Source organism: Methylobacterium nodulans ORS 2060, assembly GCF_000022085.1.
Taxonomy (GTDB): Bacteria; Pseudomonadota; Alphaproteobacteria; order Rhizobiales; family Beijerinckiaceae; genus Methylobacterium; species Methylobacterium nodulans.
The window spans coordinates 253,584-268,190 of the sequence record NC_011887.1 but is presented as its reverse complement, the minus strand read 5'-3'; the positions used below and the strand labels follow the sequence as shown (position 1 = coordinate 268,190).

The window sequence follows — 14,607 nt, the reverse complement described above, 5'->3', positions numbered from 1 at the left end:
CCATGCCTGCAGACCACAATTTTCCAACCGACCGCACGAAGCTTGCGCGCCTGCTATTCCCGGCTGGCGTTCCGATGCTCTGGTCGCCGACTCTGGTGTTCTATGATGAGGCAGGCCGCATCGACCGCGACCGCCAGCTCGCGCATCTGGCCTTCATGGCACCTCACGTGAAGGGCTATCTCGTCCCTGGCTCGACCGGTGATGCATGGGAAATGGATGATGCCGAAGCTCTCACGGCGCTGGAGGTGGCAATCCCCTTTGCTGTGCAACATGGCCTGGATCTTCTCGTCGGTGTCCTTCGCCCGACGACCGATGCCATGCATGCGCTGATCGACAAAGTCCTGCATTACCTTTGCCGACGCGCTGGAACACATTCGGTCGCCGATGCCTTCGCGGCGAGTCACGTCCGCGGGCTCACGATCGCAGCACCGACCACCGACACGCCTCTCTCGCAAGACGCCATCGGCGCGGCGCTTGCGCCTGTGTTTGAGCTTGGGCTGCCAATCGCTCTTTACCAGCTGCCGCAGGTGACTGGGAACACGATGACACCGGAACTGGTTGCTGGGCTGGCGGAGCGCTTTCCGAATCTGCTCCTGTTCAAGGACAGCAGCGGCAGGGATGAAGTGGCGCTGTCAGGCCGAATGCCCGCAGGAGTGACGCTCCTGCGCGGCGCCGAGGGCGACTATGCTCAATGGAGCAAAGCACATGGTGGCGTGTATGACGGCTTCCTGCTCAGCAGTGCCAACGCCTTCCCGGCCCAGCTCGCGACAGTGCTCGAACATCTCCAGCACGGGCGCATTGCAGAAGCTGAACGGTGCTCGGCGGCCATTTCGGCAGCGGTTGCCGACGCTTTTGCGGCCGTCGTCGAGGTGCGGCAGGGCAATGCATTCACGAACGCGAACAAGGCTCTTGCTCATATCATGGCCTATGGCCGTGACGCGCTCGAAGCACCGCCGCCGAGGCTCTATGCCGGCGGTCATCTTCCGCACTCGACCCTGAAAACGGTTATGGAGTCCCTGACCCGCAATGGGCTCCTACCCGGACGCGGTTACCTTGAGAACCGTGGGTGAGGCTGAACACCGGTCTCAATCGCAACAAGGTCTATTCACGCAAGCATGGAACGAGACCGACAGAGGACAAGAGGTTGAGGATGTTGCTTCTGAGAAGCAACTTTGGGAACACCGTCACTGGGAAAGCCGGCCAAACAAGCCGTCGTCGTGCCGGCGGCTGAAGGCGCCATAAGCCGTTTAGCGCGGCGGCAGATCCTTGGGGGTCAGCCGCCAAGCGATCCCGCCTCGCAGGACGTAAAAGACCGCGCTCAGGATCTCGCGAGGCGTCCAGACGGGCGGTCGGCCTTGACCCGCCAGAAGGCTGTTGCTCGACAGACCTCGGAAGCTCCGCTGCATACCAGCTGGCCAACCTTGCAAAAGTCCAAGCGCTGCCCTTCGAGAATGTGCGCAGCGACAGCCGGAAACTGTCCTATCGGCACGTTGCCCTCATAGAGCACCGCAACGAACTCGGCGCCGACTCTGTCCGCGAACCGCTGCAAATGCTTGGTGTGTTTGTTCTCTAATCCGGCAGTACTTTCGACGCAAGGGCACGCATTGCGGTCTGTTCGCCAGCGTCGAGACGCTGATCCGGATCCTATGAAGGTGCGCGTGCGATAAATTGCCAAATTATCCCAGCATGAAATTGAAATTGTCCTACAGACACCCACTGCCAGGTGACGTATGAACGAGAGCATCTTGAGCATTAATAAGTGATTTTTAAATCTTATGAAGCACATATAATAAAAATCATTAGGAAAATACACAAACATCACGGTTCCAATGCTTCTCGATGCGTGAACAGAAACTGCTCCGCGGCTGTGTGGGCGGGGATATGCAGATGGGAGACGCACATGCTGGGTAAGATTGTGGTTCGTTGTCGGACGGGGGTGTCAGTGGCTGCCCTGGCGGCGCTGCTGCCGCTCGCCGGCCCTTCGGCGCTCGCGAACGACAAGCTCGTCGAGCTGTCGAAGAGCGACGGAAACTGGGTGATGCCCGGGAAGAACTACGACTCCGACAACTACAGCAAGCTGAAGCAGATCAACGCCGAGAACGTCAAGAACCTGAAGGTGTCGTGGCAGTTCTCGACCGGACTGCTGAACGGCCACGAAGGCGCGCCGCTCGTCGTCGACGGCACGATGTACGTGCACACCTCGTTCCCGAACAACACCTTCGCGCTCGGCCTGGACGATCCGGGCAAGATCCTGTGGCAGGACAAGCCCAAGCAGAACCCGGCGGCGCGCTCGGTGGCCTGCTGCGACCTCGTCAACCGCGGCCTCGCCTATTGGCCGGGCGACGGCAAGACCCCGTCCCTGATCCTCAAGACGCTGCTCGACGGCCACGTCGTGGCCCTCAACGCCCAGACGGGCGAGACCGTCTGGAAGATCGAGAATTCCGATATCCGGGTCGGCTCGACGCTCACCATCGCCCCCTATGTGGTCAAGGACAAGGTGATCATCGGCTCCTCGGGCGCCGAACTCGGCGTGCGCGGCTATCTCACCGCCTACGACGTCCGCACGGGCGAGCAGAAGTGGCGCGCCTACGCCACGGGTCCGGATTCCGACCTGCTGCTGGCCAAGGACTTCAACATCCACAACGCCCATTACGGCCAGAAGGGGCTCGGCACCTCGACCTGGGAGGGCGACGCCTGGAAGATCGGCGGCGGCACCAACTGGGGCTGGTACGCCTATGACCCCGGCACCAACCTGATCTATTTCGGCACCGGCAACCCGGCGCCCTGGAACGAGACCATGCGTCCGGGCGACAACAAGTGGACGATGACCATCTTCGCCCGCGACGTCGATACCGGCGAGGCCAAGTTCGGCTACCAGAAGACGCCGCACGACGAGTGGGATTACGCGGGCGTCAACGTGATGATGCTCTCGACCCAGAAGGACCGGAGCGGCAAGGAGCGCAAGCTGCTGACGCATCCGGACCGCAACGGCATCGTCTACACCCTCGACCGCACCAACGGCGACCTGATCTCCGCCCACAAGATCGACGACACCGTCAACGTCTTCAAGACCGTCGACCTCAAGTCGGGCCTGCCGGTGCGCGATCCGGAATACGGCACCCGGATGGACCATCTCGCCAAGGACATCTGTCCCTCCGCGATGGGCTATCACAACCAGGGCCACGATTCCTATGATCCGGAGCGCAAGCTCTTCTACATGGGCATCAACCACATCTGCATGGATTGGGAGCCCTTCATGCTGCCCTACCGCGCCGGGCAGTTCTTCGTCGGCGCGACGCTCAACATGTATCCGGGCCCGAAGGGCGACCGCCAGAACGCCGAGGGCCTCGGCCAGATCAAGGCCTACGACGCCATCACCGGCAAGTTCAAATGGGAGAAGATGGAGCGTTTCGCGGTCTGGGGCGGAACGCTCGCCACCGCCGGCAACGTGGTCTTCTACGGAACCCTGGACGGCTTCATCAAGGCGCGCCACTCCGACACGGGTGAACTGCTCTGGAAGGCGAAGCTGCCCTCGGGCGCGATCGGCTATCCCGTTACCTACACCCACAAGGGCACCCAGTACGTGGCGATCTACTACGGCGTCGGCGGTTGGCCGGGCGTCGGCCTCGTCTTCGACCTGCAGGATCCGACCGCCGGCCTCGGCGCGGTCGGCGCCTTCAAGAAGCTCGCCAACTACACCCAGATGGGCGGTGGCGTGACCGTGTTCTCCCTCGACGGCAAGGGTCCCTACGACGACCCGAATACCGGCGAGTACGTGGCGGCCAACTGATCAGCCAGGGCCGGGCCGTCATCGGCCCGGCCCGTCCCCTTGGGCCTGATTGTCACGGATTGAGAGCATGCTGAGATCCCTCGTCGGCGGGCTCGCCGGCCTGACGGCGCTGGCCGCAGCCGCGGGCGCCGCCCCGGCTACAGCGCCCGCCACCGGCCAGCCGGCCTTGCGCGTCTGCGCCGCCGCCAGCCAGCCGCCCCTGTCCCTACGCGACGGCAGCGGCCTCGAGAACAAGGTCGCGGCCGCCGTGGCCGCCGCCATGGACCGCAAGGTGGAGTTCGTCTGGTCGGACAAGCCGGCGATCTACCTGGTGCGCGACTTCCTCGACAAGAAGCTCTGCGACGTGATCGCGGGCCTCGACACCGGGGATGCGCGGGTGCTGACCACGCGGCCCTATTACCGCAGCGGCTATGTCTTCATCAGCCGCCAGCAGGACGGGCTGGACGTCGCGTCCTGGACCGATCCGCGGCTCAAGCAGGTGGGCCACGTGGCGGTGCCGTTCGGCTCCCCGAGCGAGGCGATGCTCAAGCGCATCGGCCGCTACGAGGAGGACATGGCCTACCTCTACTCGCTGGTGAATTTCCGCTCGCCGCGCAACCAGTACACCCAGATCGAACCGGCCCGCCTCGTGGAGGAGGTGGCGACCGGCAAGGCAGCCATTGCAGCGCCCTTCGCGCCGGAGGTGGCGCGCTTCGTCAAGGCTTCGCCCGTGCCCCTGCGCATGACCCTGATCGCGGATGACGCAAGCCGCGACGGCCAGAAGATCACGATGCAGTTCGACCAGTCGATGGGGGTGCGCCGTGGGGACGAGACCCTGCTGAAGGAGCTGGAGGCTGGCCTCGCCAAGGCCAAGCCCGCCATCGAGGCGATCCTGAAGGAGGAAGGCGTGCCGACGCTGCCGACCGGCTCGTGATCGAGCGCGCGAGCGCGCCTGCCCCTCGAACCCACCTCCTCGTCATCCAGAAAGTCGCGTGCATGATGAAGCGTTGGACCGCCTTGAGCGCAAGCCTCGGGCTCGTCGTCACCATCACGGCCCTCGGCCCCCTCGCGGGTGCCCTGTCGCCGCGGGCCACGGCGCAGAGCAGCAGCGTCGACCTGCGCAGCGTCGTCACCGGGGAAAAGCTCGACCTCAACGAGGCCCTGCCCGAGGGCCGCGACACCGAGGGCGTCAAGCGCTTCCTCGCCAGCGGCCGCAATCCCTACCTGTTCGACGCCTCCTGCCTGAAGAAGGGCGAGCAGACCTTCCTCGCCGCCTGCTCCGGCTGCCACGGCCATGTCGGCGAGGGCAAGATCGGGCCCGGCCTCAACGACAATTACTGGACCTATCCGCAGGGTACGACCGATGCGGGCCTGTTCTCGATCGTGTTCGGCGGCGCCCAGGCTCAGATGGGCCCGCAATCGCTCTCGCTCACGCTCGACGACATCCTCCAGGCCATGGCCTGGGTCCGGCATCTCTATACCGGGCCGGCGCAGGATGCAGAGTGGCTGAGCGAGGATCAGAAGAAGTCATACACGCCCTACAAGCTCGGCGAGACTTTCCCGGACGATCCGCCCGGGATGTGCCGCGGGAGCGGCAAGTCGTGACCGCCGGACTTGATCCGGGAGCGTCGAGAAGATCGCGCGCCAGCGCGACACGGGCGGCAGCAACCGCCGATCGAACCCAAGGAGGAACACCTGATGCGCATGACACTTGCGGCAGCGGCCATCGCTGCCGGAACGCTCGTCGCCGGAACCGCGCTCCCGGCGCTCGCCTATGACGGCACCAAGTGCAAAGCCGCAGGCGATTGCTGGGAGCCCAAGCCCGGCTTCCCCGACAAGATCGCCGGGACGAAGTACGATCCCAAACACGATCCCAAGGAACTCAACAAGCAGGCAGACTCGATCAAGGCGATGGAGGAGCGCAACCGCAAGCGCGTCGAGGCCTTCAAGAGGACCGGCCGCTTCGAATACGACGTCACCAAGCTCGCCAGCCAGTAATCCGCGCGTGGCGGCAGAAGGCTCTGCCGCCCTCCCGCCGCCGGGTGCCGGCGGCGGGCAACGGTCGTCCGCCCCACGGCGACGCGCCCGGCGCGCGACCAACGCCCGCGGGACGGGCGCGGAGTCCTGAGACATGAACCAGATCCGTCCCGCCGATGCGATGCTGACCGACTGGCGCGAGGCCGCCCTGCGTTTCGAGCGCGAGGTGGGAAAGGCCGTGATCGGTCAGGAGCGGGCGATCCGCCTTGTCACCATCGCGATCTTCGTCCGCGGGCACGTCCTGCTCGAAGGCGATGTGGGCGTCGGCAAGACCACCCTGCTGCGCGCCGTGGCGCGGGCGCTCGGCGGCTCCTACGAGCGCATCGAAGGCACGGTCGACCTGATGCCGGCCGACCTGATCTATCACACCTTCCTGGCTGATGATGGCCGTCCGCGGGTGGAGCCCGGCCCCGTGCTGCGCCGGGCGGAGGATCTCTCGGTCTTCTTCTTCAACGAGATCAACCGGGCGCGGCCACAGGTCCATGCCCTGCTGCTGCGGCTGATGGCGGAGCGCAGCGTCCAGGCCTTCGAGCGCGAGTACCGCTTCCCGCATCTCCTGGTCTTTGCCGACCGCAATCGCGTCGAGCGCGAGGAGACCTTCGAGCTGCCCGCGGCGGCCCGCGACCGCTTCCTCATGGAGATCGGCCTCGAGGCGCCCCGCGATCCGGAGCTGCGCCGCCGCCTCGCCTTCGATCCGCGCTTCCACGACACCGACCGGCTTATCGGCGAGGTCGCCCCGGGCATCCTCGACCACGCCGCGATCGGGGGGATTGCCGCGGCGATCCAGCACGGCATCCACGCCAGCCCCGACCTCGAAGCCTACGTGGTCGCGCTCTGGGCGGCGCTGCTCGATCCGGCCGCGGCGGGGATCCGCCTGCCCGACATCGCCATGGAGGCGCTGGTGCAGGGCGGGGCGAGCCCGCGCGGCATCGCCTTCCTGATCCGGGCGGCGCGGGTGCGGGCCTGGCTCGAAGGCCGCGACATGCTGGTGCCGGAGGACGTGCGCGAGGTTTTTCTCGAGACCATGGCGCACCGGGTCTTCCTGGAGCCGGTCTACGAGATGCGCCGCGAGCGCCTCGTGCCCGAGCTCTGCCGGGCCGTCCTCGCCGCGGTGCCGGTGCCGTGAGCGCACCCGACATTCTCTACCGCCTACGGGACCCGGCAGCCGGTCCCGGACCCGGAGCGCACCGCGCCCGCGACACCGGCGGACCCGGGATTTTTCGCGATCAGGTGCCGTTCTGGCGCCATCCCGATGCCCGGCGGATCGACCTGCGCGCCACCTTGCGCGACCCGTTCGGCACCACGATGGTGCGGCGGTTCGAGCAGCCCCGCGCGGTGGAGGTCTGGGTGCTGCTCGACCTCTCGGCCTCGATGCGCTTTTGCGGCCGGTCCGAGCCCTGGCGCCTCGCGTGCGATCTCTGCGTCGCGCTGGCGCATTCGGCGACGCGGATCGGCGACGCCTTCGGGCTGATCGGCTGCGATGCCGGCCCGCGCGAGGACGTGACCCTGCCGGCGACCCGGCGGCGCTGCGCCGCCGCCCGCGTCACCGCGATGCTCGACGCCGTGGTCCCGCACGGCCGCGGAGCCGCCGGGCTGGTCGCGGCCGCCGGGCGCCTGGCGGGACGGCGCCGGCTGGTGCTGGTGGTCTCGGACTTCCGGATGCCGGAGGCGCAGGTGGCGGCGCTGTTCGACCGGCTCGCGCCGCACGACCTCGTCCCGGTCCTGGTGGATGACGATGCGCTGGGGGCGGATCTCCCGGATTTCGGTCTCCTCGCCCTCGACGACCTCGAAGGCGGCGGAAGGCGGCTGGTGCTGATGCGCCCGGCGCTGAAGGCCCGCTGGCTCGCCCGCGAGGCGGCATTCCGCACGGCGCTGCATCGGCTGGCCCTCGCCCGCGGGCGCCCGCCCTACCGGCTCGCCGGCCGGCTCGATGCGGATGAGTTGTCCCGGCACCTCCTGGGGACGGCCGCATGAGGGGCCGTGCCATCCCCGCGCTCCTCGTTCTGCTCGCCATCCTCACGGCGGCGCCGGCCGCCGCGCAGGTCGGCGACGTCGTGGTGCGCAGCCCGCGGCCCTTCGGGCTTTTCGCTGGCGACCTGTTCACCGCAGAGGTCGAGATCGCCGTCGCGGACGGCCTCTCTCTCGAACCGGCGTCGCTGCCGAAGCCCGGGCCCCTGACCCGCTGGCTCGACCTGCGCGCGGTCGCGGTCACGGCCGGCCCCGTGAAGGACGGCGAGCGCCGCTGGCGCCTGACGCTGACCTACCAGACCTTCTACGTCGCCCTCGACGCGCGCAAGCTCGAAGTGCCGGGCTTCCCGGTCACCTTTGCGGCACAGACAGCCGCCGCGCTCACCACGGCGAGCGCCGAGGTGCCGGGCTGGCCGGTCGGCGTCTCGCCCCTGCGCGAGGTGCAGCCGGCGCCGGTGGATGATCCCGCCGATCACATGCGCCCGCAGGCGCCCGCGCCGCGCCGTGATCCGGGGCCCGCTACCGTTGCGGCCCTCGGCCTCTCCGCCCTCGCGCTCGCCGCCCTCGGCCTCCTGGCCCATGACCGGGCGTGGTGGCTCTTTCGCCGCCGCCCGGCCCGCGCCTTCGCGGCCGCCCTGCGGCAGCTGCGCCGCCTCGCCCGCTCGCCGGACCCGGACGCCGCCTATCGCGGCGCGCTCCTCGCCCTGCACCGGGGCCTCGACCGGACCGCCGGGCGCCGGGTGCTCGCCGATGATCTCGGCGCCTTCCTGGACCGCCACCCCGTCTACCGGCCGCTGGCGCAGCCGCTGGCGCGGTTCTTCCAGGCTTCGCGCGAGACCTTCTTCGGGCGGGACCCGGCCGGCGCGCGGGCGGCCTGGCCCCTCGCCGAGGCCGAGACCGTGGCGCGCCGGCTCGCCGCCGTGGAGCGCATTGCGGAGCGGCCCGCATGAGCCTCCTCGCCCGCCTCGCTGCGACGACGCCCGACCTGCTCTGGCTGCTGCCGCTCGCCCTGCTGCCGCTCCTCGGCCCGGCGCTGCGCCGGCACCCGCTGCCCGCCGCCGCGATGGTGCCAGCCGACGGCCTGTCGCGCGCGATCGGGCTTGGCCTCACGCTCGCCGGCATCGGGGCGATCGGCTTCACGCTCGTCGCCGTAGCGGGGCCGTTCCTGCGCGGCGAGCGGATCCACCGCACCGGCACGGGCGCCCAGGTCTCGCTCCTCATCGACCGCAGCGGCAGCATGAACGAGAGCTTCGCCGGCCGGCAGCCCTCCGGTGCGGAGGAGTCGAAGGCGGCGGCCTCGCGCCGGCTGCTGGCCGAGTTCGTCGGCCGGCGCCCGCACGACCAGGTCGCGGTCTCGGTCTTCTCGACGGCGCCGATCGCCGTGCTGCCGATGACCGACCGCTCCGAGGCGGTGCGGGCCGCGATCCGCGCCATCGACCGGCCGGGGCTCGACGCCACCAACGTCGCGCGGGGCCTCGGCCTCGCCCTGTCCCAGTTCGGTGCCGGCGCGAGCACCGGGCGTGTGCTGCTCCTCGTCTCCGACGGGGCCGCCGTGATCGACCGCCGGACGCAGGACACGCTGCGCGCCGCCTTCGCGCAGCTGCGCCCGACCCTCTACTGGCTGTTCCTGCGCACGGCGGGCTCGCCCGGGCTCGCCGACCGGCCCTCCGGCGAGGACACGCCTCAAGCCGCGCCCGAGCGCCACCTCGACCTGTTCTTCCGCGGCCTCGGCGTGCCCTACCGCGCCTTCGAGGCGGAGAGCCCTCAGGCGGTGGAGGAGGCGATCCGCGAGATCGACCGCCTCGAACGCCACCCGATCGCCCTCGTCGAGGAGCGGCCGCGGCGCGACCTGACCGGGCTCGCCTACGGGCTCGCCGGCCTCTGCATCGGGATCCTGCTGCTCGCCAAGCTGATCGAGGCGGATCTCGCCGCTCCCTGCCGGGCGTCGGACGCAGCCGATGTCGTGCGCGCCGGATCGGCTCCAGCCGACGCGAGGCGTGTCGCATGATCGCTTCCGGCTTCCCAGCTGCCCGGCGGCCGGGGCTCCGGCCGATCTGGCTGCGCCTGCGCTCCCCCCTCCTGCTGGTGCTCCCCGGCCTGCTGGCGGCGGCGGCGCTCGGCGCGGTCGCCCTCGCGTGGCGAGACATTGCCGCCAACCGCACCATCGCGGCCCTGGAGGCCGGCAAGGACGCGGCCGTTGCGTCCGGTGCGCTGCCCGAGGTGCTGCTCGCCCGCATCCGCTTCCTGGCCCGGCGCGAGCGGTTCGAGGAAGCCGAGCCGCTCACCGACGCCCTCGACCGGCGCGGCCCGGCCCGGCTCCGGGGCGAGGCCCGGCGCGTGCTGGGCGATGCCCGCCTGCGGCAGGCCTTCGGCCGGCTGGAGGCCGGGGACCTCGAGAAGGCCGGCCCGCTCGTCGTCCTCGCCCGCGAGGCCTATCGCCGGGCGCTCACGCTGCGACCCGACGACTGGGACGCCAAGTACAACCTCGACGTCGCGTCGCGCCTCGTCCGGGACTTTCCCGAACGCGGCCGCACCGAGGGCGAGGAGATGCCGGCCGATCCCAGGAAGATCTGGACCGACATTCCGGGCCAGCCACGGGGGCTGCCGTGACCGGGCGCCTCGCAGCTATCCTGCGCGCCGGCCTTCGCCGCCTGCGCAGCGACCCGCACGGCCGGCTGCTCGCCGGGGCGGCCCTGCTCACCGGCCTCGCTCTCGCGATGCCGCCCGTCGCGCTGACCCGCAGCCGGGTCGAGGCGCTGGTGGTGGTGGATATCACCGGGAGCATGAACACCCGCGACTATGCACGGGACGGCCGGCCGGCGAGCCGCCTGGAGATCACTAAGGCCGCCCTGCGGTGGATGGCGGCGGACCTGCCCTGCGGCTCGCGCCTTGGCCTTGCCCTGTTCAGCGAGCGGCGGGTCTTCCTGCTGTTCGAGCCGGTCGAGGTCTGCGCCGATTTCGCGCCGCTCGACGGCGCCATCGCGGGTCTCGACTGGCGCATGGCCTGGGACGGGGACAGCCGGATCGCCGCCGGGCTCCACCGGGCGATCGCGCTCGCGGGCGAACTCGGCAGCGATCTCGCCTTCGTCACCGACGGGCACGAGGCGCCGCCCCTGCCGGCGGGCGGCCCGCCGCCCTTCGAGGGCCGGGCAGGCGCGGTGCGCGGCGTGATCCTGGGGACGGGGGGCTACGGCCTGTCGCCGATCCCCCGCTACGACGACCGGGGGCGCGAGACGGGCTTCTACGGCCCCGGCGACGTCCCGCACGAGAACCGCTTCGGCCCGCCGCCGCCGGATGCCGAGACGCGGGAGGGCTACAATCCCCGCAACGCGCCCTACGGCGCCCTGCCGGCGGAGGGCAGCGAGCACCTCTCCTCGGTGCGCGAAGCCTATCTGCGGCGCCTCGCCGGGGAGACCGGCCTCGCCTACGCGCATCTCGCCGGGCCGGACGGGCTCGCGGAGCCGGTCACTGCCGCTGCGACGCCCCGGCCGGTCCGGGCCGTCGTCGACCTGCGCCCGATCCCGGGCGCCCTCGCGCTTGCCTGCCTCGTCGCCCTGTACGGCCTGCTGCCGTGGCGCGATCGGCGGCGCCTTCAGTACGGAAAGGTATGAGCATGCGTCTGTTCGGAGCAGCCCTGATCCTTGGTCTTCTCGCGACCCTGGCTCCGGCCCACGGGCCGACGCCGCAGAAGATCGAGGCCTCCACGGCCATCGCGGCGCCGCCGCAGAAGGTCTGGGCCGTCCTCGGCGATTTCGGGGGGATCGGCGGCTGGCACCCGGCGGTGGTGACGAGCGAGGGATCGGGCGGGACCGCGAACGGCGCCACCCGCGCGGTCACGCTCAAGCGGGGCGGCGTGCTGCGGGAGAGCCTCGACGAGTACGATGCGGGGCGGATGACCTACTCCTACCGCCTGTCCGAGCCGGACCTCGCGGCGCTGCCGGTCTCCTCCTACTCCGCCACCATCGCGGTGACGCCGGACGGGGCGGGGTCGCGGGTGGCGTGGTTCGGCCGCTTCTACCGGGGCGACACCGGCAACGAGCCGCCCGAGGAGCTGAACGACGCGGCCGGGCGCGCCGCCATGAAGGCTTATTTCGAGACCGGCCTCGCGGGCCTGAAGGCCAAGGTCGAGGGCGGCTCGTGATGGGCCGGCGCTTCGCCGCCCCCGTTGTCGCGCTCCTCGCGGGCACGCCCGCCGCCGCGCCGGCCCAGGCCGGGGATGCCTATGTGGTGAGCCAGGAAGGCGGGGTGGTGACGCGCATCGACGTGGCGGCCGGGCGTGTCGCCGCGATGATCCCGGTCGGACCCGGACCGGCCGGGATTGCGCCGGGGCCGGACGGGCGGCTCTACGTCACCCATCCGGACCATCGCCTGATCAGCGTGATTGACGCGGCAGCCGGGCGTGTGGTGGCGCGGCTGCCCCATGCGGGGACTCCCTTCGGGATCGCGGTGGCGCCGGCCGGGGATGTCCTGTTCGTGGGGGACTGGGTCCGGCACGAGGTGGCGCGGCTCGACGCGCGCACCGGCGCCCCGGTCGGAGCCCCGGTCCCGGTGCAGGATCCAGCGGGCCTCGTCCTCGACCGGGCTGGCGGGCGCCTCTACGTGGCCGAGCGCGAGCAGCGCCGCGTCGTGGTCATCGACGCCCGCGCGCTGCGGGTCCTCGGTGCCGTTCCGACGGGGGAGGGCCCCTTTGCCCTCGCGCTCAGCCCGGACGAAACGCGCCTCTACGTCGCCAACGTGCGCAGCCGCGACCTGACCGTCATCGACACGGGCACGCTCCGCCCGCTCGCCACCGTCGCGGTCGGGCCGATGCCCTACGGTGTCGCGCCGACGCCGGACGGACGCTTCGTCGTAGTCAGCAACCAGCAGGCCGGGACGGTCTCGATCGTGGACGCGGCGACGCTCGCGGTCGCCGGCGAGGTGGCAGTGGGCCGCTATCCCGAGGGCGTGCTCGCCGTGGCGGCGGATCGGGTCGCCGTGGCCAACTGGTTCTCGGGGGATCTCTCGCTCGTCGATCCGGCCGCGCGCCGTGAGGTCGCGCGCCTCGGCCTGGCGGAGGGGCCACGCAGCCTCGCGGGCGCGCCGTGAGACGCGGGGCGCAGCTCGCCGCGGCCTGCCTGCTCTTGTCCGCCTGCGGCGAGGCAGGGGAGGGGGGCTCGCAGCCGGCCACGGTGGTCGCCCGCCACGATGCGGGGGCGATGCCGGCGTGGCTCGCGCCCGACGACCGCACGGATCCGGCGCTCTGGCTCGCCGCCCGCGCGGCGGGCCGGTTGGTACCGGCGAAGGATCCGGCCGTGGCCCGGCTGCGCGCGGCGCTGGCGCGGGCCGCGCCGCGCTTCATCAAGGATCCCCGAATGATCGCCAACCGCACCGCACAGGTGCTCGACATGCTGCACGCCGCCGGCTTGCCCGGAGAGGCCGAGCCGATCCTCGACGGCCTCATGGGGATCGCCGCCGCGGCCGGCGCCCGTCAGCTCTACGGCTCGCTGGGCCAGCACTACGTCAACACGAGGATTGCGGGAGCGGCACATCGAGACGCAGTGGATCGTCTCAGCACCAAGTACGCACCCCAGAGCCTGAAGCAGCCGTGATGATGGCCGCCACGCCAACCCGAATGCGCTCCAACCGAACAGCGCGGCAGCGGGAGGTGAACATGTCCGGGAGCGTTCTGATCATCGACGATCATCCCGTGGTCCTGCAGGGGTGCCGGGTTGTCCTGGAGGATGCCGGGCTCGCGACGATCCACGTCGCCACCGGCGTGGAGGAGGGCTACCAGAGCTTCTACCGCAACCGGCCCGGCCTGGTGGTGGCCGACCTGACTTTCCAGGACAGTGGCCTCACCGGTCTCTCGCTGATCCGGCGGATCCGCGCGCTCGAACCGGCGACTCGCATCCTCGTGTTCAGCATGCATGACGACCCGGTGATCGTCGCCCGCGCGCTGGAGGGCGGCGCGATCGGCTATCTTCTCAAAGATACTCCCTCGGTCGACTTTGCCACTGCCGTCGCACGGGTCCAGGCCGGCGAGCCTTACATCGATCATCGCCTCGCAATGAAGGTGGCAATCCTCCAGAGCAGCCAGCGAGTGAGTCCGCTCTTGGCCCTCACCGGACGAGAGTTGCAAATCTTCTTGCTTCTTTCGCGAGGTAAATCTTACGAAATGATCGCCAAATACCTCAGTCTGAGTTATAAGACGGTGGCTAATACGTGCTCCAGCATGCGGCGCAAGCTCGGAGCCGAGAGTCTTTCTGAACTAATCCGCCTTGCAATCAGGCACCACAGCCAGAGCTGATCCCGAGTGAAAAGGTCCGATTCAAGGCACTTCAATCTGCGACATATCTAAACAGGGAGATGATTTCGTGGTGCGGCTCGCCATAACAGTCTTGATATTTGGCTTTTTGACAACTGTCACTACAGTCGCAGGGGAATCACTCGGGCCGAGTTCCGCGATGAGTGACGCCGCCATCAAGCTCTCGGGCCTCGTGCGGTTCGTTGCCGAGGATTGCCCGGATGACAAGCCCGATTATGATCGGTTCCGGCAAGTGATGATGAGCCTTGGCATCGATCTTGAGGCCCTTTCGAGTGGGGCATATGTGATCAAGTCTATGAGATACACCGAGAAGTACAAAGAAAATCGCCAGATAAACTGCAAACTGGCTCACGAAAAATTTGGAAAAGAAGGTAATGTAATTCCCGGTCTGCTAATTCCTAAATAAGGGTTAATCTCTATCGCCTGCTGCCGTCTCTTGGAGAGCTTGCAAAATCTTACCCTCGAACAAAAGGGAAGATCCGCAGTGGAAATCGACATCGAATTCACGACGCGAGTTCATAGAAAGAGA

16 protein-coding genes and 1 pseudogene are annotated in these 14,607 nt (G+C 69.3%); 16 read left to right on the top strand and 1 reads right to left on the bottom strand.

What is annotated here, in order from left to right; all coding sequences use genetic code 11:
* Window positions 1-2: 2 nt before the first annotated feature.
* The gene (locus MNOD_RS39660) at window positions 3-1,070 is read left to right on the top strand and encodes a dihydrodipicolinate synthase family protein (RefSeq protein WP_012631237.1); all 1,068 of its coding nucleotides are present in this window, start codon (window positions 3-5) and stop codon (window positions 1,068-1,070) included.
* Between the two features lie 180 nt (window positions 1,071-1,250).
* Here MNOD_RS39660 and MNOD_RS45300 read toward each other — a convergent pair.
* Window positions 1,251-1,355, bottom strand: a pseudogene (locus MNOD_RS45300) (transposase); the annotation flags it as partial.
* A 545-nt stretch (window positions 1,356-1,900) separates the two neighbouring features.
* Between MNOD_RS45300 and MNOD_RS39655 the strand changes: the two are divergent.
* The 15 genes from MNOD_RS39655 to MNOD_RS39585 all read left to right on the top strand — a co-directional run bounded on the left by MNOD_RS39655 (window position 1,901) and on the right by MNOD_RS39585 (window position 14,484).
* Window positions 1,901-3,790 (top strand): methanol/ethanol family PQQ-dependent dehydrogenase, encoded by a 1,890-nt coding sequence (locus MNOD_RS39655; RefSeq protein WP_012631236.1) that lies wholly within the window; start codon window positions 1,901-1,903, stop codon window positions 3,788-3,790.
* Window positions 3,791-3,857: 67 nt separating this feature from the next.
* The gene (moxJ, locus tag MNOD_RS39650) at window positions 3,858-4,703 is read left to right on the top strand and encodes a methanol oxidation system protein MoxJ (RefSeq protein ID WP_012631235.1); all 846 of its coding nucleotides are present in this window, start codon (window positions 3,858-3,860) and stop codon (window positions 4,701-4,703) included.
* Between the two features lie 62 nt (window positions 4,704-4,765).
* Window positions 4,766-5,374 (top strand): cytochrome c(L), periplasmic, encoded by a 609-nt coding sequence (moxG, locus tag MNOD_RS39645; protein ID WP_012631234.1) that lies wholly within the window; start codon window positions 4,766-4,768, stop codon window positions 5,372-5,374.
* Window positions 5,375-5,467: 93 nt separating this feature from the next.
* Window positions 5,468-5,767, top strand: coding sequence for a methanol dehydrogenase [cytochrome c] subunit (locus tag MNOD_RS39640; protein WP_012631233.1), 300 nt, complete (start codon window positions 5,468-5,470; stop codon window positions 5,765-5,767).
* Between the two features lie 133 nt (window positions 5,768-5,900).
* Window positions 5,901-6,932, top strand: coding sequence for an AAA family ATPase (locus MNOD_RS39635; RefSeq protein ID WP_012631232.1), 1,032 nt, complete (start codon window positions 5,901-5,903; stop codon window positions 6,930-6,932).
* Window positions 6,929-7,780 (top strand): DUF58 domain-containing protein, encoded by an 852-nt coding sequence (locus MNOD_RS39630; protein ID WP_012631231.1) that lies wholly within the window; start codon window positions 6,929-6,931, stop codon window positions 7,778-7,780. The genes MNOD_RS39635 and MNOD_RS39630 overlap by 4 nt, the downstream gene beginning before the upstream one ends.
* On the top strand, window positions 7,777-8,724 hold the full coding sequence (locus tag MNOD_RS39625) for a hypothetical protein (protein ID WP_012631230.1): 948 nt from the start codon (window positions 7,777-7,779) through the stop codon (window positions 8,722-8,724). Before MNOD_RS39630 ends, MNOD_RS39625 begins: the two co-directional genes overlap by 4 nt.
* Entirely contained in the window at window positions 8,721-9,782 is a 1,062-nt protein-coding gene (locus MNOD_RS39620; RefSeq protein WP_012631229.1) for a vWA domain-containing protein, read from the top strand. The genes MNOD_RS39625 and MNOD_RS39620 overlap by 4 nt, the downstream gene beginning before the upstream one ends.
* On the top strand, window positions 9,779-10,384 hold the full coding sequence (locus MNOD_RS49780) for a hypothetical protein (RefSeq protein WP_012631228.1): 606 nt from the start codon (window positions 9,779-9,781) through the stop codon (window positions 10,382-10,384). Before MNOD_RS39620 ends, MNOD_RS49780 begins: the two co-directional genes overlap by 4 nt.
* Window positions 10,381-11,385, top strand: coding sequence for a vWA domain-containing protein (locus MNOD_RS49775; RefSeq protein WP_012631227.1), 1,005 nt, complete (start codon window positions 10,381-10,383; stop codon window positions 11,383-11,385). Before MNOD_RS49780 ends, MNOD_RS49775 begins: the two co-directional genes overlap by 4 nt.
* A gap of 2 nt (window positions 11,386-11,387) precedes the next feature.
* Window positions 11,388-11,915 (top strand): SRPBCC family protein, encoded by a 528-nt coding sequence (locus tag MNOD_RS39605; RefSeq protein WP_043754011.1) that lies wholly within the window; start codon window positions 11,388-11,390, stop codon window positions 11,913-11,915.
* The gene (locus MNOD_RS39600) at window positions 11,915-12,859 is read left to right on the top strand and encodes a YncE family protein (RefSeq protein ID WP_012631225.1); all 945 of its coding nucleotides are present in this window, start codon (window positions 11,915-11,917) and stop codon (window positions 12,857-12,859) included. The genes MNOD_RS39605 and MNOD_RS39600 overlap by 1 nt, the downstream gene beginning before the upstream one ends.
* Window positions 12,856-13,362, top strand: a complete 507-nt coding sequence (locus MNOD_RS39595) for a hypothetical protein (RefSeq protein WP_012631224.1) — start codon at window positions 12,856-12,858, stop codon at window positions 13,360-13,362. The genes MNOD_RS39600 and MNOD_RS39595 overlap by 4 nt, the downstream gene beginning before the upstream one ends.
* A gap of 62 nt (window positions 13,363-13,424) precedes the next feature.
* The gene (locus MNOD_RS39590) at window positions 13,425-14,060 is read left to right on the top strand and encodes a response regulator transcription factor (RefSeq protein ID WP_012631223.1); all 636 of its coding nucleotides are present in this window, start codon (window positions 13,425-13,427) and stop codon (window positions 14,058-14,060) included.
* Between the two features lie 67 nt (window positions 14,061-14,127).
* A complete protein-coding gene (locus tag MNOD_RS39585) occupies window positions 14,128-14,484 on the top strand; it encodes a hypothetical protein (protein ID WP_157091838.1) in 357 nt (118 codons plus the stop codon).
* Window positions 14,485-14,607 lie beyond the last annotated feature (123 nt).